We start from the raw sequence: 18,390 nt of genomic DNA, 5'->3' as shown, positions 1-18,390 counted from the left end.
ACCGTCATCGAGGCCAAGGCCATGATGTGCGTGTACGGGCCGGCCGGATCCAGCAAGACCATGTCCGTCAACTCCGCCCTACGGCTCCTGGCACCCGACCGCACCCACCGCCTGGAACTGCGCGCCGGCCCCACACCCCGCGACATCCGCCACGGACTGTTCAACGCCCTCGGCCTCCCAGGAGAACCTCCCATCCGGCCCATCGAGTTCGACAACCTCCTCAAGGACACCCTCGCCGAAGAGTTCCGGATCCTGGTGTGCGACGAAGCGCAGTGGATGAAGAAGAACTCGTTCGAGTACTGGCGGCACCTGTGGGACGACAAACGCACCGACATCGCCGTGATCTTCGCCGGCGGCGACGGCTGCTACAAAGTCCTGCGGCGCGAGCCGATGCTCGCCTCCCGCATCCACGTGTGGCAGGAGTTCACCCGCCTCTCACGCGCCGAGGTCCTCCAAACCATCCCCGCCTTCCATCCCGTCTGGACCACCGCCACCCCAGCGCTGATCGAAGCCGTCGACAAACAGGCCGCCCACGGCAGCTTCCGCAACTGGGCCTGCATCACCGCCCACGTCCTGACCGGCATGCGGAAGAAGAACCTGACCGAAGTCGACGAGCCCCTCATCCACTGGGTCTACAGCAAAATCGGCGGCATGTAATGCCGGCGCCCGGCACCGCGCCCACCCGCGCAGGCCCGGCCTCCCCCATGCCGCCGCCCGTCACCATCCTCATCGACGCCGACGACGATCCAGCCGTCACCGCCCAGGCTCTGGCCTCACACCAGGTCGCGGCCGGGCGGATCACCGTGGACCCCACACCCGCCACCACAGCCCCCGCCGCCCCAGCCCAGGACATCCTCCACGCACTCGGCAAAACCTGCTTCGGCACCCCAGCCGGCCACGGCACCTGGGCCGACTCCCTCACCCCCGCCTGGACAGCAGTCCGAGCCTGGACCACCGCCCTGCACATCACCGACCTGACCATCACCCGCGCCCACCGGCTCACCGAACACCGCCTCCAACAACTCCTTCACCTACGAGAACGCACCGGCATCCGCCTCACGCTGATCTGGCACACCCGGCCCAGCCGCGGCCTGCCGCAACTCTTGGCCGGCATCGAGCACGACATCACCCACACCGTCGCAGCCCCATCCGGACGCACCAGCGCGGCTCCGACACCCGCGAACCCCCGGTCTGTGCGGGCAGCCGTCCCCTGGCTCGATCCACCACCGCGGCTGCCCGGCTTCGCCGTCTCCCGAACCGGACGCGGCCCCTGCGGAGGCGTCGAACCCCTCCCCTGCCCCGCCGCGCCCACAACCCCACAGGACGACGACCACCGCGAACTCGCCGACCGCCTCCAGACCCTCGCCCACCCCCTCAACACCGCAGCGCTCACCACCGCCCTCCTCACCGCAGCCGGCCCCACCCGCCTGGCGCTCATCCGCGGCATCGACGTCCATCCGCACGGCACCCACGTGAAGGTTCATGACCTCCAAGCCCATCGCCACTGCCGCGTCCACGCCCTGCCCCCATGGGCCCACGCCCTCATCAGCGCAGCCCACCACCACCATCACGACACCGGCCGCCCACCCGACAGCCCCCTCCACCCCTTAATCACCACCCGCAACGCCGCCACCCTCACCGAACACGCCAACGCCATCCACACCCGCCTACCCCAATCCAGGGGTGTCTGATGGCTTGGAAGACCGGTCTGAAAGGATCAGCACACCGCAGGACGTGAAGGAAAGGGCGGGGTGCGGCAATATGGGCCACGGGACCTGGACTCCGTACGACGAACACCGTCTTGCTGCCTGTGGCGTACACGGCGAGGCCGCCCGGCTCCTCGCCGAGCAGGGGCTGCCAACCAACTGCAATCGAATGTTCGTACGCGACCGGAGCCGAGAACTGGCCATTCGTGAACTTCCCGCGGGCCGGGCAGTGTTTCTCGGCTCCTTCGAGGACGGCGTCAACTCATACTGGCTACTGACCGACAGCAGCGCAATCTGGATGGTCAGGGGCTACGACGACCAGACGGACCAGCAATACGGCCTGGTCAACTCATCGGTCGAACGCTTCGCGGACATGCTACGGATCTGGGAAGCCTCCGTGTACTCCGGCAAGAGCGACGCCAACGACGACTACGACGACTGGGCGCAAGACGTCATCGACCAAGCCCGGGAAACCGACCCCGAAGCCTTCCTCGACGAGGACTCCTGGTGGTCACGAGTATTCGAAGAAGTCGAGCTCGGCGCACTCACTCCAGAAGACACGTAGCCCTCACCTGGACGTGATCCCGATGTGCACCCAAGTGACCAGGCACTACGTCAAAAATGTCAGCACGAAATCGGCACACACTGTCAGTGCCAAAACCCAAGCCATAAACCCCTGACCAGGGACAACCCCAGAGCAAGACACTGACACATCAATGCCGAACACCCACTGACAAAAACCCACAGATCATCACTTCGGCGCCTGTTTCCGCCCGCGGCCGTGCTGCAGCCCACAGCTCTCGGCAACGTACTGGCGGCCATCGAGATCAGTGCAGGCGAACCGTACGGCCTCGACGCGGTCGTCGCCTGGCCGCGCCTGTACCCGCTCCTCCCCACGGACACCAGGCGAATCGTCGACGACCGGCGGGACAGTATGGACGCCGCCGCCCGCCTCGCGGTGACCATGGCCGCCACGGCCCTGGTGACCGCGGGCCTTCCGGTCACCTCGCGCTGGTGGCTCCTACTGGCATTGATCCCGTTGGTGGTCGCCCGCGTCGCCTACATCGGCGCGGTGCACGTCGCCGTCGCCTACGGCGAGAGCGTCCGGGCTGCCGTGGACCTCCACCGGTTCGCCCTGTCGGAAGCCCTCCGCCTGCCCCCTCCAGCCGACCTCGCGGCGGAGCGGCTGCTGAACACCAGGCTCAGCGAGCTGTGGCGCCAGGGAATCCCCATGCCCGACACGGCATACGAGCACCCCCGGACGGCACGAAGCGATCCGGCCAGGGAGTGAAGCATCACCCCTCAACCGGCGTCGATGCCCTTCCCCCCGTACCCGAGCCCTCGGCATCGCGGCCGGGACGGCGCGGGTGCACGCGCCGGCGGGGTGTTCAGGGCACCGGTCACCTGGAGCGCCGCGGCCGGGGTCAGGCCGGCGGAGACATCCCCGGAGGGCCGGGATGCCGCCGTAGGTCGGGCAGTACAACGCTCGTACCGCCCTCGGCATGCCGACGACCGACAGCCCTCCTCGGCCTGAGGCCTGACGCTCCTGGCACTGAGGCCCCTCTGCTTCCTCCGGGGTGATGCCCTCCCTGTACTCCGCCGAGGACGTCGCCCTACTCGTCGTCCGCCCCGCAGCGGGCCCACCGTCTCAAAGTGCGCCCCGGACTCGCCGACCAGGTAATTCAGGACCGTAGGGCGGTGTGGAGTTGATCAATATCTGTCACTGAACGAGAATGTCCGATCGATCAGACTTCGGGGGGTGGCTGATGAGATTTGGCATATTAGGGCCGTTGACGGTGCTAGACGACGTGGGCCGGCTTCGCCCCGTCGCGCGGCCGAAGTCCCGGGCCGTACTCGCTGCCCTTCTCCTCGACGCGAATCGCGTAGTCGCGTTCGGAACCGTTATGACCGCCTTGTGGGGTGATGGTCAGCCGGCCTCTGCGACCGCCTCCCTACACAACCATGTCGCGCGCCTCCGCAAGGACCTGGGCCCGGACGGTGCGGCCAGACTCCGCACGGTAGGCCGGGGATTCCAGCTCCAGGTAGCGGAGGGGGAAGTCGACGCCGACTCCTTCCTGCGACACGGCGACCGTGCCCGGGAAGCCCTGCGTCTGGAGAAGTGGGATGAAGCCGAGCGGGAAACCAAGGCAGGGCTGGGTCTCTGGAGGGGCACGCCCCTGGCCGACACGTCGACGGCGCCGGAGCACCCCGGGATCGTCTATCTGGAGGAGCAGAGGCTCCAGATCCTGGAGTGCCGGTTCGAGGCCCTGCTCAAGCTCGGTCGACTTGATGGCCTGTCCGCCGAGCTCGCCCTCCTGGTCGCGGAGCACCCGCTGCGCGAATCGTTCCACCGGCAGCTGATGCTCGTCCTCGACCGCACGGACCGGCAAGCGGAAGCACTGGCCCGGTACCAGAGCCTGCGGACCATGCTGGTGGACGAACTGGGCGTGGAACCCGGCCCCGCGGTCCAGCAGGCACATCGGCTCATCCTGGCGGGGAAGTGCCACCCGGACGCCCCAGAGGAAGCGGTCACCATCGCCGCTCCGCCTAGCCAGCCGGCGCAACTCCCCCCACCACCTCTGCATTTCGTGGGCCGTACCCAGGACATCGAAGCGATCCGCTCCGTGCTGCTCGCGGCCCGCACCCACCCGGCCATGGCCGTGATCAGCGGGATGGCGGGCGTGGGAAAGACCGGCCTGGCCCTGTACGTAGCCCGGGAACTTCAAGACGCCTTCCCTGACGGACAGCTCTTCCTCAACCTCCACGCGGCCACTCCCGGAGTCGCGCCGGTGGAGTCCAGCGAGGCGGTCGCGCTGCTTCTGCAGGGCATGGGCGTGGACCCGCGGCTGATCCCGACGAGCAGCGCCGCGGCATCGGCGCTGCTGAGATCCACCCTGGCGGACAAGCGCGTTCTCCTCGTGCTCGACGATGTCTCCTCGGTCAGCCAGATCAGGCCCTCGCTGCCGGCCGGACCAGGCTGTGGCGTGCTGGTCACGAGTCGGTCTCCGCTCGCAACGCTGGATTCGGGCAGGCACATCCGACTGGCACCTCTGACACCGGCGACGAGCGGCCTCCTTCTGCGCAGGGCGTCGGGCCGCCCGCTGACGGCGGATGACTCCGCCCTGGTGGACAGACTCGTCGCCCTGTGCGGGGGACTGCCGCTCGCACTGCGGATCACGGCCGCCCGCCTGGCGACCCGCGAAAATCTCACCCTGGAAGCGCTGTCCGAACGACTCGCTGCACAGGAAGCCCGGCTCGACCACCTCGAACTCGACGATCTGAGCGTCCGCCGCTCGCTGGCCGCAGCCCACGAGGCCCTCACCTCGTCGCCCGAGCAGACCGACCGCGACGCGGCGTACGCGCTCACACGTCTCGGTTCCCTCGACCTGCCCGAGTATTCCGTCGGCTTGACGGCACGGCTCATGGACGTGTCCGAACTCCGCGCTGATCTGGCGCTCGAGCGGCTGGCCGAGGTCGCGCTGCTGGACGAGTCGTGTGCCGGCCGGTACGTGCCTCACGACCTCGTACGGGAATTCGCCCGGGAGCAGGCACGCTCCCACCCCGCGCGTTCCCACCACGCCGGGCTGGACGAGGGTGCGCTGCGTTGGTACCTGCGCCAGGCAGCGGCGTGCGCCCGAGTCCTACGCCCTGACAATTTCTGGGCCCGTACTCCGTGGGCGGACGCGGACCCGTCCCCTGCGGACGGCTCGTCCTTCCACGACGCGACGGAAGCCCTCACGTGGGCGGATCAGGAGGCGGAGAACCTGATCTTCCTGGCTGGACAGACGGACGGCGGCAGACTGGGCCGCCGGCAAGCCATCGAACTCATCCAGATGCTCTACCCCTACTTCCACGACCGCGGACTCACACAGGCGAGGAAGCGTCTGACGCACCACTCGATCCGCCTGGCCCGGGAAGGCGGCGATTTGGAGGCGGAATCCGAGGCCCTCCGCTTCCTGGCAGTCGCCCAGTACTCCGACGGCTTCATGAACGAGGCGCTGCGCCTGCTGGAGAAGTCCAGCGCGATGCCAGCGGGCCAGGACGCCGTCACGCGCATGATCACGCTCGGCAACCGAGCGGCCGTACTGAGAGCCATGGGACGGTGCGACGAGGCCCAGACGGCCCTGGCCCAATGCCTATCACTCCGCCCCGAGCCGACGTCCGCCTTCCATCAGGCGCTCCTCCTGGGGAACCAGGGATACGTGGCCGAACTCACTGACACCCGCCTCGCGATCTCGTACCACCTCCAGAGCCTGGACATCGCGACGCGGATCGGCGCACAGGCGCTCCGGCTGGTGGCGCTGTGCAACATCGGCCACGCCCACCTGGTGTTGGGCGAGCCCGAAGCCGCGCTGACGCGCTTCGCCGAAGGCCTGGCCGTCACCGCCGCGGGCGGGTCCCACTGGAACGCGGAGAGGGAGATGCGCCGGGGCGAAGCCCGGGCGCTGCGCCTGCTCGGCCGCCTGGAGGCGGCGCGGCGCACCTGCGAGCTGCTCCTGGAGCTCACTCGGAACCGCAGCGACGTGTACGCGACCGGCCTGGCCGAGCACGAGTACGGACACGTCCTCCGCGATGCGGGCGATGAACTGGGAGCCCAGAGGCACTGGCACAGCGCCCTGCGTGCCCTGGAGGGCACGGATGCCCCCGTCCTCCCGGAACTCCGCCGGCTCGCGGCCTGATCGGCGAGCAGACGAACGGGGCCCCCGCCGGTTCTCCCGGCGGGGGCCGTTCACGATGCTCGTTTCAGGCGTTGCTCAGTTCCAGACCTTGCCGTAGAAGAACCCGCCGGTACCGCGCTCGTAGTAGTGCTGCCCGTACAGACCGCCCACGCACGTGCTCTTGGTCTCCCACCCGTTGGTGGGGAAGGAGGCGACCATCACACCGGTGTCGGCGTCCCAGAGTTCAGCCCGCCCCCAGTACGCGAGGCCCGTGTGGGTGCCGGAGAAACAGACCTCGTGATTGCCGTTGGCGGGCACGCTTCCGCTGGTGCACGTGTATCCCTCGCAGACCGAGGAGGCCGCGCTCGCGGGGCCGGCGGCGATCAGCCCGAAGGTGGCTACCGCGGTAGCTGTCATGACAGCCTGAATGATCCTCTTCTTCATGGTGTCTCCGTGTTCCCAAGAAAGGTCCGCTGGACGAGGCATGCGTTCCGCTTGCCTCGTCACAGGTGCTGCTCCGTGGGGAGCGCACGGACAGCACTGTGCTGGCCCGGGCCAACAGCCCACCAACACGAGCCCAACCGCACGCGCGGAAGCTCCGGTCGCCGACCAGGTCCGCGCCGCCGCCGGCGGCCGGGCCGGCTCTCACGGGCGGGGCGGGCGGGTCTGGTTACGAGCAGAAGTTCGACGGGCACCGCGCCCTCCTGTTCACCCTGGCCGCCCGTGTGGGCGGGTGCTGCTCCAGACCTGGCGCGGGCCCCTGGTGCAGGACTGGTGGCCGGACGCGTGGTGGCGGCCGCCGCGGCGCAGCGGCCCAGGGCTTCGTCCTTGACGGTGAACTTCTCGTCTGGGACACGGAGGCGGGTCGGCTGTTCGAGGCGTTGCAGCGGCGGGCCGCCGGCCGCGCCCGCGGCGCCGCCCCCTCGCCGCGAAGTGGCCGGCCTACTTCGTTAAGCGAAGCGGGGCACCGTCAGTCTGAGACAGTGCCCCGCATGACTAGATGGTGACTCTTTCAGGCGGCAGCTTCTTAGTTACTCGACAGGAGGATTAAGAAGTGTTCCATTGAAGTTACCTTCCACCCAATCGATGCATTCCGGTCGATCGCCGGTGCCTCTTGTACAGAATTCTTCCAAGGCGGCGGGCGGCAGGGGTGTGGTGGTCATCGGGGTGGGCTCCGTTCAGGAGGAGAAGGCGGTGACGAGGCCGACGTGATGGGCGGCGTCGAAGGCGTCTTGCGGGCGGGTGGCGAAGCAGGCGTGGAGGCGGGCGAACGGCTCCCGGTGGCCGGTGGCGGGGTCGTAGGCGAGGCAGAAGACGAACTGCGCGCCGTCCGGGCCCGGGGCGATGGGCATGGAGACGATCGCCCCGGTGCGGGTGGCGGGGTTCCAGGCCAGGTCGAGGTCGGCGAGGGCTTGGTGGAAGGCGGTGGCGTCGGGGACGTGCCAGGTCGGGGGGACGTGGTACTCGACGACCGCGCGGGCCGGGCGGGCGGAGGTGTCGACGATCCGGTGCGCGATGACCTGGTAGATGTGCAGGCTCCCGGAGACCTGGGCGTTGACCTCGGTGAAGTAGATGCGGCCGTCGGGGGTGGCGATGGCGTCGGCGGACAGGTGGCCGCGGTAGCCGAGTGCCCGGTAGGCCTCGGCGAGGCGGGTGCCGCCGTCGACCAGGCGGGCGTGCAGCAGCGGGTCCAGGCCCTGGAGCGGGACGGTCTGGTGGGACAGGCCGCGGCCGACGTAGTGCAGGCGGCCCTGCTCGGTCGGGCGGGTTCCGGAGTCATCGGCGTAGTGCTCGGAGTAGATCGCCTCGGCGTTCGGGGCGAACGCGGCGACGACCACGGGGTGGCGGCCGTCGGCCGACGCCCAGTCCCAGCGCTGCACACCGCACACGGCCCGACGCGTGGACCTGCATGGGCGGCGTCCTCAGAGTGACGGCGGACAGCCGCGGCAAGACCACCGACACCGTGTACGCCGTCGCGGAAGACACGCCTGCCTCCCCGGCCGTGCGCGCGGCGGCGCCGGGCAGGGACGACTACGACTCCTGGTGTGAGAACGGCACGATCTGCAGCCGGAAGATCAACGACTACACAGCGGAGGTGAAAGGCAACGGCGCCTACGGCGACAGCAAGGGCGTCATCGGCAGCTTCGACATCGTCTACCGGCAGTCCTTCGACGGGAACCTTCCACGCTGGCGCACCCTGATCGACTGGGACAGCGGTCCCGAGATCAACCCCGGCACCTGGACGAACAACTGCCGCGTCAACCTCAGCGGCCAACCTGACGACTACTGCGGACGCAACAACGTCAACCTGGCCTCGATCAACGCCACGGCACAGCGCGCCTGGTGGCCCAGCGGCGACCGGTGGTCGTACAACGCCCAGCGGCTGACGGGCAGCGGAAAGTACCACGACGACCATGAAGGAGAGTTCACCGCGTTCGGCCACCGGCAGCTGTTCAAGGCCGGGGTGCTGCACACCGGCCGCTGGGCCAAGTGCAACTCCCGGACCGGCTGCCAGTACTACCAGGTGCCCTGGCAGCCCTAACCCGGCCCACCCTGCTCCCCACCTCCCTAGCCCGGCGACCGGCCCGCATCCCCTACGGCCTGAAGCTCGGCCGCGCACAGCTCCGCGAACGCCGCCGACAGCCCGATGGGCACACCACGGGCCTCGGCGTGAGCACAGAGGTGGTCGAGAACGGCGTCCAGATCCTCGAACCGTCCCACCGGCCGCAGCAGCCACAGCCGGCCCGTGGGACGCGGCGGAATGCCACAGCGGGCCAAGTCCGCGGAAAGATCCTCCTCCTGCGTCTCCCGCTCCGACTCCGTGACGGGGTGGCATTCGACATCCACCACTCGCCCCGATGCGTCCAAGGTGGTGTCGATCTGCCAGCGAGTCGACCGGTCAGGCACCCACGTCCGCGCTTCCGCCGGCCACACGAACGGCAGAAACACCCACATCGGGGCCTCCGGCGCGGGGAACCATCCCAGCTCCCCCAGCTCCCGCACCTCCGGCACCCGGTCCGGTTCCAGCTCACTGCGCCCCGAACGACGACCGGCCAGCCGATGCGGGCTACCACTTACATCCCATGACATAACGGACCACAGTAGCCAAAGGCGAGTATCCGTAATCGCTGCCCCGGCCGCCCGACCGGCCCGAGAACATGCAGCTCACCACTCGCTACGACGTCGGACGCTGCTCGGGGTACGTCATCATCCACACGCGAACGATGCAGACGATGCGGTTGTCAGCCGGCGGAGATGAGGTCGGCGACGAGTGGGGCGAACTCCTCGGGCCCGATGATCCGGATGCCCAGCTCCTCGGCCTTGGCGCGCTTGGAGCCGGCCTTCTCGCCCGCCACCAGGAGGGTGGTCCGCTTGGACACCGACGAGGACGCCTTTCCGCCGGCCCGCTCGATCAGCTCGTTCATCTCGTTGCGGGACAGCGCCGCGAGGGGGCCGGTCATGGAGCCGGTCACCACGACGGCCTCTCCGGCCAGTGGGCCGCCGTCCGCAGCCTCCTCGGCGCCAGTCGCGCCAGTCGCACCGCTCGCGGGCTTCTGCGGCTCGGTGACCTGGGTGCCGACCTGCTGGGCCTGGAGTTTGTCGAGGAGGGGGGCGAGTTCGACGAGTTCGGCGGCGATGACGCGGGCCTTCTCGTCTCCGATGCCGTCGACTTCGGCCAGCGTGTCCGCGTCGGCGGCCCGGATCGCGGCCATCGAGCCGAAGTGCGCGGCGATCCGGCGGGACATCGTCCGCCCGGTGCCGCGGACGCCCAGCGCGCAGAACACACGGTTCAGGTCGGCTCCCCGGGCGGTCTCGATCGCGGCCAGGAGGTTGCCGGCGCTGGTCTCACCCATCCGCTCCAGGCCCAGGAGCTGTTCGCGGGTGAGGGTGAACAGGTCGGCGATGTCGTTGACGAGCCCGGCCTCCACGAGCTGGATCGCGCGGGTGCCGCCGAGGCCTTCGATGTCGAGCTGGTCCCGGCCGGCCGCGTAGATCACCGATGCGACGGCCTGGCAGCTGCGGCCGCGCACGCACCGCCAGCGCTGCTCGGTGGTGTCGATCGCGTCACCGCAGCGGGGGCACACCTCGGGGAAGGCGATCGGGCTCTCCGCGCCGGTGCGCTGGTCGGCCAGCGGTGCCTCGACCCGGGGGATCACGTCGCCGGCCCGGTACACGAACACCTGGTCGCCGATCATGAGCCCGCGGCGGGTGATGTCGGACGGGTTGTGAAGAGTGGCGTAGGCGACCGTCACCCCGTCGATGATCACGGGCTCCAGGACGGCGCGCGGGGCGATGATCCCGGTCCGGCCGACGTTCCACTCAACCGCCAGCAGGCGCGTCACCTTGTGTTCGGCCGCCAGTTTCCGGGCCACCGCCCATCTCGGGGCGCGCGAGCCGTTTCCGGCCTGACGCTGGTCCTCGGCCGTGTCGGCCTTGACGACGACTCCGTCGATCCCGAAGGGCAGGGCTGCGCGCAGGCCGGCGATCACGTCGATACGTTCCTGCACCTGCTCCAGGGTCTCGTAGCGCATCGGGGCTGCGGCTGTGCTCGCGGCCGTATTCGCGCCGAGCGCGGCCAGGTCCTCCAGCAGCGCGGCGTGGCCGAGGTCCTCGTCCAGGCCGATCGCGCTGTAGGCGAAGAAGGTCAGCTCGATCCGGTAGGGGCGGTCCTTGGCCCGCAGGGTGCCGGCCGCTCCGCTGCGCGGGTGCGCGAAGGGCGTGGCCTCGTGGGCGAGACGGATCCGGTTGGCTTCCTCGAACTGGGCCGTCGTCAAGAGCACCTCGCCACGCAGTTCGACGTCGACCGGCTCGGTGAGCACCTGCGGCAGACCGAGGACGGCGTTGGCGGCGTGCGTGATGTCCTCGCCGGCCAGCCCGTCACCGCGGGTGAGGAGCTGCACCAGCCGGCCTCCCCGGTAGCGGGCGGCCACCGCCAGGCCGTCGAGCTTGGGCTCCACACACCACCCGGCCACCGGACGCCCCAGACGCCGCTCCAGCCCGGCCGCCCACTCGGCGAGCTCGTCGGCGTCGAAGACGTTGTCCAGGGAGAGCATCGGCACCGAGTGCGGCACATCGCCCTGCACCGCCCCGCCCGCCACCTTCCCGGTCGGCGACTCGGCCAGCACCTCCTCCGGGTGGGCCTCCTCGTAGGCGGCAATGCCACGCAGCAGCCCGTCGTACTCATCGTCACCGAGCGGGGTGGCCCCGTCGCCGTAGTACGCGGCCGACGCCGCTAGGGCCGTCGTCACGGCCTCCACGTAGGCGGCAGGAGAGAGCAGGGCACTGTTTTCGGTCATGAAGGTCATCATGCTGCCCGGCACTGACACTCTTCGCCCTGGAGCACCTCCACGATGTCGGTAACAGCTTCGGTGGAGCGCAGCACCGTCTGCTCTGCAACAAGATCGTGCGGGGGCTGCGCCGCCTGGGCGTCGTCCTCGGCCACCTGTCTCCTTCAGCTTGGCACGGGGCTGACGTCGGACCCGTGAACAGCGCGATCAGCGTAGCGAGCGGTGGACGGGTGGCGGAGGGTTCAGGACAGGCGCCCTCGTTCGGCGCGAGCCCGGGCAACGGCGCGGCCCCGTACTGCCTCGACGCTCTGAGGCAGCTTGCTGGTCTTCGTTCTCGGCGCCGCGTGGGTCGGCGTCGCTGGGAGCCTGGGCCGTTTGGCGCCGGGCAGCGGAAACGAGTTCCCGGTCTCGTTGAGAAGCCGTGTTGCTTCTTCGCTGCGAGTAGTCGGTGCTGGTCAGGGACGCTAGGTGAGTGTGGAGCTCCCGACGGGAGGCGATGTTCCACGCGTGCAGGGGAGCGGCTGACTTACGTGTGGGCGGGTTGGACCAGGCGCCCATCGTCACGAGGCAGTCCCTGCCCGGCCCGGGTGATGGGCGTGATGTCCAGGTGGTCCCATCCTGGACTCTTTCAGCTGGTTTGCATGTGCAGTAGCTGTATAGCCGAAGCATCCGTGCTGCCCTGAATGCAGCACTCATGAGGTTCATCGTGGAAATCATCCGCGATGGGAAGGGGCTTACGTGTACATGTGGAAGCGACTGGCGAGGCTGACACTCGTCGCGGGTTCGGCGATCGTGCTGGTGACCGGGGTATCGACCAGCGCTCAGGCAGCTACGGGCACGTTCGCGTACAACCGGGCCGATACGGGGTTCCGGATGGTCATGGAGAACCCGGCGGACGATGAATGCATCGTGATGCCCGGTGGCGGGGGCGTCGTCGACAACTTCACAGACACCGTGGCAACCGTCTACCGGGACGAGGAGTGCTCTGTCCCGCAGGACACGCTCCCGCCGAACACGGGGGGCGTCTACGGCGGCGCGACCGTCCCGCACTCGGTGTTCTTCGGCTAGGACCTGTCCGGCCGATCACATGACGGTGCGCCGAGTAGAGCCATGAGGCCCCAGATGTTGGTCGGATGGCTCGTCGTAGGCTGCGTCCCATGAGCTTGTGGGATGTCTTGCCGGACAGCGAACGACCGCAGTGGACCTTCGATCCGCTGGTGCGCGTTGGTCCACTGCGGTTCGGGATGAGTTCGGGCGAAGCATCGGATGCGCTCGGTGGTATCCACCCGTGCTGGCAGGAGCACGACTCGGCTTGGGATATCGCGTGCGATACCTACCGAGTGGTGGGACTGAAGCTCTATTTCGCAACCAATGACCGTTTGTGCGCCGTTTCGGTCGACGCACTGAGGGGGCCACAGGTTCACGCGGACGGCACGGCGATGGTCGGCCAGGTTCCTTCCGAGCTGGAGCAGTGGCTGTTCGAGCGTGCTGAAAGCCGAGAAGCGTTCACGGAGCTCTTCTACCAACCGGGCGGTGAGGCTGGATCACAGACTCTTGGAGTAGTTCTGTGCGTGCAGCGGGCCGGTGATCACCTGGTCACGCGACCCGTCTTCCTGCCCACCGACGCCATGGACGACGTCTATCACCACCTCCCCAGTAAAGCCTGGGCCATATTCTGATCGCGCACCGTCTCACTGGACACACTTCGGCGAGGGCGGTCATGAACGAAGCCAGATAGCCAGAGCGGCAGCGGTGACTGAGCTTCTTCGAGTTGGCCACCGATCGGGTGATGGGCCGTGAAGCGCAACGAGCGAGGCCCCCGAGCTGTTGATCGAGACGTCTGACGTCTCAACCAGTTGCTCGGGGGCCTCGTTGGTCATCCATCCTGCCGCACTCGACCTGCCGCATGCGCTCGTGGAGTGGGTCACCATGCTGATGGTCACTCGTGAGGGCGACCGGCGCTGCAAGCTCCGTCCGTCCCAGCGCGCGATGGTGGCACTGGTGTACCTACGCGAACACACCACTCTGGCAAAGATCGCCGCCGGGTTCGGGATCAGCGAGTCCACCGCCCACGCCTACACCAGCGCGGTCGTCGACCTCCTCGCCGAGTGCGACCGGGTCGGCGACGGCCGGGCCGACTACTCCCACAAACACCGGCGCCACGGCGTGAACGTGCAGGTCGTCACCGACCCCGGCGGCCGGCTGCTGTGGCTCTCGCCCGCCGCACCCACGACCTGACCGCGGCCGTGCCCACCGGATCATCGGGATCTGCGAGCGCCAGGGCGTTCCCCTCCTGGCCGATCTCGCCTACCAAGGCGCCGGCCCGTGGCTGCCCCCGGCATCAAACGCAAACCACTCCAGGAACTCACCGCCACCGAAAAGACCCTCAACCGGGCACTGGCCGCCGCGCGAGCGCCCGTCGAACGCGGTGTCGCGAGCCTGAAGTCCTGGCGGATCTTCCGCAGGTCCCGATGCAGCCCAACCGCATGACGTCAATCGCCAAGGCCATCCTCACGCTGGAGCGGCAGCGCTGAAAAAGCTCACTGAAGGCGACGAGGAGGCCCGGCTGCTGCTGCGGGTTGCTGCCCGCGGGACCCCGCGCTGATCGCTAAGCGGATCAACTACCAGGTCCTCGACACCGAACGCCAGGACTAGCGCCGCGGCATCGAATCCGCCTGGCGCTACCAGGAACGGGAGCAGCACCTGGAGGTGCCCTACGACCACACCGAAGGCGCCCACCCCCTCGGGCGGTGGCTCTCCGACCAGCGCCGCGCCTTCCGCGCCGGACAGATGACCGGGGAGCGGGCCGCCGAGCTGGAAGAGCTGGGGATCGTGTGGGACACCGCCGACGCCGGCTTCGCGGAGAACCTCGCGGCCGCGCGGGCCGTACGGGCCCGCCCGTACGGCCCGCTCCTCGCCGGGCACGACCACTAACCCGTCCGGGCGGGGCGCGGAGGCCTTCCACAAGGGCGTCCAGGCCCTCACGCAGTACATCGAGCGGGAAGGCGGCGGCCTGCCCGGGCGGGCCCATGTCGAGCACATCCCGGACGGAACCGAGCACCGCACGGGCGTGTGGATCGTCAACCAGAAACAGCGGCGCGAGCGGCTCGGCCAGGACCAACTCGCCGCCCTGGCCTCCCTCGGGGTGGAGTGGGCGGCGTCCTGAGCTGAGGAAGCCCCGAGCGAGGCGGCTCGGCTGCTGCCGGGCCGCCCCGCTCGCCCGTCGTCAGTGGTGCCGGGCGAGGGGCCCCGGGGGCAGCAGCCGGACCAGGCCGCAGCAGGCGAGGACGGCCGCCGCGACGACGGCCAGGCTGTGGAAGGCGGCGGTAGCGCTGCCGCCGGAGGTGTGGAAGTACACCGTGGTGATGGCGGCGGCGCCGATGCTGTTGGCGAGCTGGGTCACGGCGGACAGCGAACCGCTCGCGCTGCCGGACTCCTTCGGGTCGATGCCGCCGAGCGTGACCTCGTAGACGGTGCCGAAGCAGGTGCCGAGGCCGAGGCCGGTGACGAAGACCGGGAGGGCGAGCGTCCACGCGGTCGGGGCGGTGGCCAGGACCAGCGCGATCAGCGCCAGGGTGCCGGCCAGGGTGAGCAGCAGGCCGACGAGGACGAGGGCGCGGCCGAGGCGCTCCCTGAAGCGGTGCGCGGCGATCGAGGCGACGATGATGCCGCCGGCGATCGGGGCGAGACCGAGGGAGGCCCCAGTCGGGGTGCGGTGCAGCCCGTCCTGGAGGAAGAGGGACAGGACGAAGAGGAGGCCGGCGACCGCCGCGTAGAAGACGAGCCCGAGGAGCAGGCCGGAGGTGAAGGCGCGGCTGCGCAGCAGCGAGGGTTCTATGAGCGGGGCGGCGGCGCTGCGCTGGCGCAGGCAGAAGAGGGCGAAGAAGGCGACTCCGGCGGCGAGGCAGAGCAGGGGGACGGTCGTCCAGCCGTGGGCGGAGCCGTCGATCAGCCCGTAGATCAGTCCCAGCATCGTGGCGGCGAGCAGCGCGGAGCCGGGTCCGTCGACGGTGACCGTGCGGTCGCCGGTGTCGCGGGGCAGCAGGCGCAGGGCGAGGAGGATCGCGAGGCCGCCGAGGGCGATGTTGATCAGGAACATCGAGCGCCAGCCGAAGTGGTCGATCAGGACCCCGGCGAGGACCGGGCCGCTGATCGTCGCCAGGCCGAGGCAGGGGGCGAAGACCCTGAAGGCCTTGCCGATCTCCTCGCGGGGGAAGACGGCGCCGAGGATGCCGAAGCCCTGCGGGATCACCAGGGCGCCGAAGGCGCCCTGGAGGAGCCGGAATCCGATGAGGGAGGCGGGGCCGGTGGCCAGGCCGCAGGCGACGGAGGCGAGGGTGAAGCCGGTGAGGCCGGTCAGGAAGAGCCGGCGGCGTCCGTACTTGTCGCCGAGCCGGCCGCCGACCACCAGCAGGACGCCCATGGACAGGGCGTAGGCGGCGCCGAGCCACTGGACGAGGGCCTCCCCGCCGTTCAGGTCGGCGGCGATGGCCGGGGCGGCGATGTTGGTGATCGTCGCGTCGAGGAGGTCGAGGACCGCGGCGAAGAGGACGACGGCGAGGACGGCCCAGCGGCGGCGGTCGGTGGTGGTGGGCGTGGTGCGGGGAGGGGCGGGGGCTGAGGCCCTGGACATGGGATCCCTTGGGGTCAGTGGCCGGTGAAGGCGGCGGAGTTCTCGTGGGCCCACTGCGCGTAGGTGCGGGCGGGGCGGCCGAGGAGGGTCTCGGTGGTGTCGGCGACGGCGGCGGGGCCGTGGTTCGCGGCCTCCCACAGGTCGAGGAGCGAGGCGACCATCGGCGCGGGCATGTGGGCGCCCATCTGCCGCTCGGCCTCGGCGCGGGTGATCTGCTCGACGGGGATCTCGCGGCCGATGGCGTCGGCCAGGACCGCGATCTGACGGCGGAAGGTGAGCGACTCGGGGCCGGTCAGGGTGAGCCGGCGGCCGGTGAGGGAGTCGCCGGTGAGGGCCTCGAAGGCGATGTCGGCGATGTCCTCGGGGTGGATGGGCGCGATGTGCGCGTCCGGGTGGGCGAGCTGGACCGGCATCGACCGGCCGATGGGCCAGGCCCAGCCGAAGGAGTTGCTGGCGAAGGCGTCCGGGCGCAGGAAGGTGCAGGTCAGGGTGGAGGCGGCGAGGGCGCGCTCGACCTTGAGGCTGTGACTCGCGAGCGGGTCGTTCTCGGCGCCGGGGGCGAGGACCGAGGACGAGGACAGCAGGACGACGTGCTCGACGCCGGCGGCCTCGGCGGCGGCGATCAGTTCGTGGATGCCGGCGGGCTCGGGGTAGAGGAAGACCCGGCGGACGCCGTCCAGTGCGACGGCGAAGGTAGCGGGGCGGTCGAGGACGAGCTCGCGGCTTTCGACGCCGGCCGGGACGGTCAGTCCGGCGGGGTGGGCGCTGGCGGCGCGGACGGTGAATCCGGCGGAGTGCAGACGGCTGATGACGGCCTGGCCGACCTTGCCGCGGGCGCCGGTGACGAGGGTGGTCATGGGTGCTCCGTTCGTAGCGGCAGCCATTCATTGACTGTCGACATATGCATGCTTGCATGCACACGTTTTCACGTCAACACATGTTTGCGAGAACTCACGGATGTACGATCGGGGCATGACGAAGCAGCAGGCGGACACGGGGGACGAGGAGCTGCTGAACGCCGTCGGCCCGGCGTTCGGGAAGCTGCGGCGCTCCTCACTCCTGGAGATCGAGGACCCGATCTCCCAGAAGGACCTCGGCCGGACCCTGGTCCTCAACGTGGTCCTGGAGATCGGGCAGGACGGCGCCCGCGAGGTCACCGTCGGCGCCGTGGGCGCGCACCTGGGCACCGACCCCTCGGTCGCCAGCCGCATGGTGTCCGACTGCATCACCGCCGGCTACCTGGTCCGCGCCGCCTCCCAGCAGGACGGCCGCCGCACGGTCCTCCACCTCAGCCCCGAGGGCCAGGAGCTGATGGTCCGCTTCCGCCGGCACCAGCGCTCGGCCTTCGAATACATCACCGCCGACTGGAGCGAGCGCGAACGCCTCGACTTCGCCCGCCTCATGCTCAAGTACGTCGCGTCCCAGGAATCCCTGCGCCGACGCGAGGGCTGAGCCGGCGCGAAGGTCGGGAGCGCGGCCTCCGGCCGTGCTGCACGGCGGAGGTTCCCACTCACGGGTGCGGTTCGAGGGGTCGGCTACCATGCATGCGTGAGTAGTTGCCGTCCGTGACGATCTGCCGTGCAGTGCGGCAGGTGCACGGGAACGAACGGGAACCACGCGTATGCGCATTCGACTCGCCGCCACCGCCGTGATGCTCGTCCTGGCGGGCGCGGTCGCTCCGGGCATGGCATCGCCGGCCTGGGCAGCCGACTTCTTCGAGATCCACACCGACCTGGACGGCCGCTGTCTGACCTCCAATGGCGACAACGTGGAGGTCCGCAACCGCGCGGGAGGGGTCGGGAGCCAGCTGTGGTTCTGGGAGGGCCACAAACTGCGGAACCTCGCCGAACGCCACTGCCTGGACGTCCGCAACGGCGAACTCAACGCCCCCGCCCAGGTCGTGGGCGACTGCCACGGGCAGGCCAACCAGCGGTGGGACGTCGTGGGCCGTCAGCTCGTCACCCAGGTCAACAACCAGTGCCTGAGCATCCAGAACGCCGGGGACCCGGGCCAGGGAGCCGGGATCAACCTCCGCAACTGCACGGGAGCCGCCCGGCAGCGCTGGGACACCCCCCTCCTGTCGGCCTAGGCCGTGTCTTCAAAGG

18 protein-coding genes and 1 pseudogene are annotated in these 18,390 nt (G+C 69.7%); 12 read left to right on the top strand and 7 right to left on the bottom strand.

From position 1 onward, the window contains the following. The first annotated feature begins 60 nt into the window (after nt 1–60). The 5 genes from ACZ7IF_RS17960 (at nt 61) to ACZ7IF_RS17940 (ending at nt 6,385) form a co-directional block, all read left to right on the top strand. On the top strand, nt 61–657 hold the full coding sequence (locus ACZ7IF_RS17960; protein ID WP_470972124.1) for an AAA family ATPase: 597 nt from the start codon (nt 61–63) through the stop codon (nt 655–657). After that, complete coding sequence (locus tag ACZ7IF_RS17955; protein ID WP_470972122.1) at nt 657–1,691, top strand: hypothetical protein; 1,035 nt, start codon at nt 657–659, stop codon at nt 1,689–1,691. Before ACZ7IF_RS17960 ends, ACZ7IF_RS17955 begins: the two co-directional genes overlap by 1 nt. Next, nucleotides 1,684–2,271 carry an SUKH-4 family immunity protein gene (locus ACZ7IF_RS17950; RefSeq protein ID WP_470972119.1) on the top strand — a complete coding sequence of 196 codons (588 nt, stop codon included), beginning with the start codon at nt 1,684–1,686 and terminating at the stop codon, nt 2,269–2,271. Before ACZ7IF_RS17955 ends, ACZ7IF_RS17950 begins: the two co-directional genes overlap by 8 nt. Before the next feature lie 216 nt (nt 2,272–2,487). Beyond that, nucleotides 2,488–2,997, top strand: a complete 510-nt coding sequence (locus ACZ7IF_RS17945; RefSeq protein WP_470972117.1) for a hypothetical protein — start codon at nt 2,488–2,490, stop codon at nt 2,995–2,997. Nucleotides 2,998–3,502: 505 nt separating this feature from the next. Continuing rightward, on the top strand, nt 3,503–6,385 hold the full coding sequence (locus ACZ7IF_RS17940; protein WP_470972161.1) for an AfsR/SARP family transcriptional regulator: 2,883 nt from the start codon (nt 3,503–3,505) through the stop codon (nt 6,383–6,385). Nucleotides 6,386–6,460: 75 nt separating this feature from the next. Here ACZ7IF_RS17940 and ACZ7IF_RS17935 read toward each other — a convergent pair whose 3' ends face one another. Together ACZ7IF_RS17935 and ACZ7IF_RS17930 are read right to left on the bottom strand one after the other, a co-directional pair. Beyond that, complete coding sequence (locus ACZ7IF_RS17935; RefSeq protein ID WP_469117772.1) at nt 6,461–6,781, bottom strand: hypothetical protein; 321 nt, start codon at nt 6,779–6,781, stop codon at nt 6,461–6,463. A gap of 761 nt (nt 6,782–7,542) precedes the next feature. Next, nucleotides 7,543–8,253: a hypothetical protein gene (locus ACZ7IF_RS17930; protein WP_470972115.1), complete on the bottom strand. Its 711-nt coding sequence runs from the start codon at nt 8,251–8,253 to the stop codon at nt 7,543–7,545. Between the two features lie 38 nt (nt 8,254–8,291). On the opposite strand from ACZ7IF_RS17930, the gene ACZ7IF_RS17925 reads away from it, so the two are divergent. Then, nucleotides 8,292–8,906, top strand: coding sequence for a hypothetical protein (locus ACZ7IF_RS17925; RefSeq protein ID WP_470972113.1), 615 nt, complete (start codon nt 8,292–8,294; stop codon nt 8,904–8,906). A gap of 26 nt (nt 8,907–8,932) precedes the next feature. Here ACZ7IF_RS17925 and ACZ7IF_RS17920 read toward each other — a convergent pair whose 3' ends face one another. The 3 genes from ACZ7IF_RS17920 to ACZ7IF_RS17910 form a co-directional block, all read right to left on the bottom strand. Further along, nucleotides 8,933–9,454 carry a DUF5956 family protein gene (locus ACZ7IF_RS17920; RefSeq protein ID WP_470972111.1) on the bottom strand — a complete coding sequence of 174 codons (522 nt, stop codon included), beginning with the start codon at nt 9,452–9,454 and terminating at the stop codon, nt 8,933–8,935. Nucleotides 9,455–9,606: 152 nt separating this feature from the next. Beyond that, nucleotides 9,607–11,670: an NAD-dependent DNA ligase LigA gene (gene ligA / locus ACZ7IF_RS17915; protein WP_470972158.1), complete on the bottom strand. Its 2,064-nt coding sequence runs from the start codon at nt 11,668–11,670 to the stop codon at nt 9,607–9,609. Beyond that, a complete protein-coding gene (locus tag ACZ7IF_RS17910) occupies nt 11,670–11,807 on the bottom strand; it encodes a hypothetical protein (protein WP_470972109.1) in 138 nt (45 codons plus the stop codon). Before ACZ7IF_RS17910 ends, ligA begins: the two co-directional genes overlap by 1 nt. Before the next feature lie 589 nt (nt 11,808–12,396). Between ACZ7IF_RS17910 and ACZ7IF_RS17905 the strand changes: the two genes are divergently transcribed. From ACZ7IF_RS17905 to ACZ7IF_RS17890, 4 genes and pseudogenes are all read left to right on the top strand, one after another. After that, nucleotides 12,397–12,720, top strand: coding sequence for a hypothetical protein (locus ACZ7IF_RS17905; protein WP_470972107.1), 324 nt, complete (start codon nt 12,397–12,399; stop codon nt 12,718–12,720). An 89-nt stretch (nt 12,721–12,809) separates the two neighbouring features. Continuing rightward, nucleotides 12,810–13,331 (top strand): hypothetical protein, encoded by a 522-nt coding sequence (locus tag ACZ7IF_RS17900; RefSeq protein WP_470972104.1) that lies wholly within the window; start codon nt 12,810–12,812, stop codon nt 13,329–13,331. Between the two features lie 193 nt (nt 13,332–13,524). Beyond that, nucleotides 13,525–14,186, top strand: a pseudogene (locus ACZ7IF_RS17895) (transposase). 130 nt (nt 14,187–14,316) lie between these two features. Next, nucleotides 14,317–14,586, top strand: coding sequence for a helicase associated domain-containing protein (locus ACZ7IF_RS17890; RefSeq protein ID WP_470972156.1), 270 nt, complete (start codon nt 14,317–14,319; stop codon nt 14,584–14,586). A gap of 292 nt (nt 14,587–14,878) precedes the next feature. Here ACZ7IF_RS17890 and ACZ7IF_RS17885 read toward each other — a convergent pair whose 3' ends face one another. Next, nucleotides 14,879–16,285, bottom strand: coding sequence for an MFS transporter (locus ACZ7IF_RS17885; RefSeq protein ID WP_467622875.1), 1,407 nt, complete (start codon nt 16,283–16,285; stop codon nt 14,879–14,881). A gap of 14 nt (nt 16,286–16,299) precedes the next feature. Continuing rightward, complete coding sequence (locus ACZ7IF_RS17880; RefSeq protein WP_470972101.1) at nt 16,300–17,142, bottom strand: NAD(P)H-binding protein; 843 nt, start codon at nt 17,140–17,142, stop codon at nt 16,300–16,302. A 115-nt stretch (nt 17,143–17,257) separates the two neighbouring features. Here ACZ7IF_RS17880 and ACZ7IF_RS17875 point away from each other — a divergent pair, with 115 nt between their 5' ends. Further along, complete coding sequence (locus tag ACZ7IF_RS17875) at nt 17,258–17,737, top strand: MarR family winged helix-turn-helix transcriptional regulator (protein ID WP_470972098.1); 480 nt, start codon at nt 17,258–17,260, stop codon at nt 17,735–17,737. Between the two features lie 169 nt (nt 17,738–17,906). Continuing rightward, complete coding sequence (locus ACZ7IF_RS17870) at nt 17,907–18,374, top strand: RICIN domain-containing protein (RefSeq protein WP_470972096.1); 468 nt, start codon at nt 17,907–17,909, stop codon at nt 18,372–18,374. Nucleotides 18,375–18,390: the final 16 nt, after the last annotated feature.

Source organism: Streptomyces sp. NPDC037421 (assembly GCF_055602105.1).
Note: the sequence above shows the minus strand (reverse complement) of the source record. Positions and strands in the feature narration are given on the sequence as shown.

Bases quoted from the DNA above. Each gene is read 5' to 3' on its own strand.
- ACZ7IF_RS17960 (WP_470972124.1), top strand. From the start codon at position 61: ATGTCCGTCAACTCCGCCCTACGGCTCCTGGCACCCGACCGCACCCAC.
- ACZ7IF_RS17955 (WP_470972122.1), top strand. From the start codon at position 657: ATGCCGGCGCCCGGCACCGCGCCCACCCGCGCAGGCCCGGCCTCCCCC.
- ACZ7IF_RS17935 (WP_469117772.1), bottom strand. From the start codon at position 6,781: ATGACAGCTACCGCGGTAGCCACCTTCGGGCTGATCGCCGCCGGCCCC.
- ACZ7IF_RS17920 (WP_470972111.1), bottom strand. From the start codon at position 9,454: ATGTCATGGGATGTAAGTGGTAGCCCGCATCGGCTGGCCGGTCGTCGT.
- ligA (WP_470972158.1), bottom strand. From the start codon at position 11,670: ATGACCTTCATGACCGAAAACAGTGCCCTGCTCTCTCCTGCCGCCTAC.
- ACZ7IF_RS17905 (WP_470972107.1), top strand. From the start codon at position 12,397: ATGTGGAAGCGACTGGCGAGGCTGACACTCGTCGCGGGTTCGGCGATC.
- ACZ7IF_RS17900 (WP_470972104.1), top strand. From the start codon at position 12,810: ATGAGCTTGTGGGATGTCTTGCCGGACAGCGAACGACCGCAGTGGACC.
- ACZ7IF_RS17885 (WP_467622875.1), bottom strand. From the start codon at position 16,285: ATGTCCAGGGCCTCAGCCCCCGCCCCTCCCCGCACCACGCCCACCACC.
- ACZ7IF_RS17880 (WP_470972101.1), bottom strand. From the start codon at position 17,142: ATGACCACCCTCGTCACCGGCGCCCGCGGCAAGGTCGGCCAGGCCGTC.
- ACZ7IF_RS17875 (WP_470972098.1), top strand. From the start codon at position 17,258: ATGACGAAGCAGCAGGCGGACACGGGGGACGAGGAGCTGCTGAACGCC.
- ACZ7IF_RS17870 (WP_470972096.1), top strand. From the start codon at position 17,907: ATGCGCATTCGACTCGCCGCCACCGCCGTGATGCTCGTCCTGGCGGGC.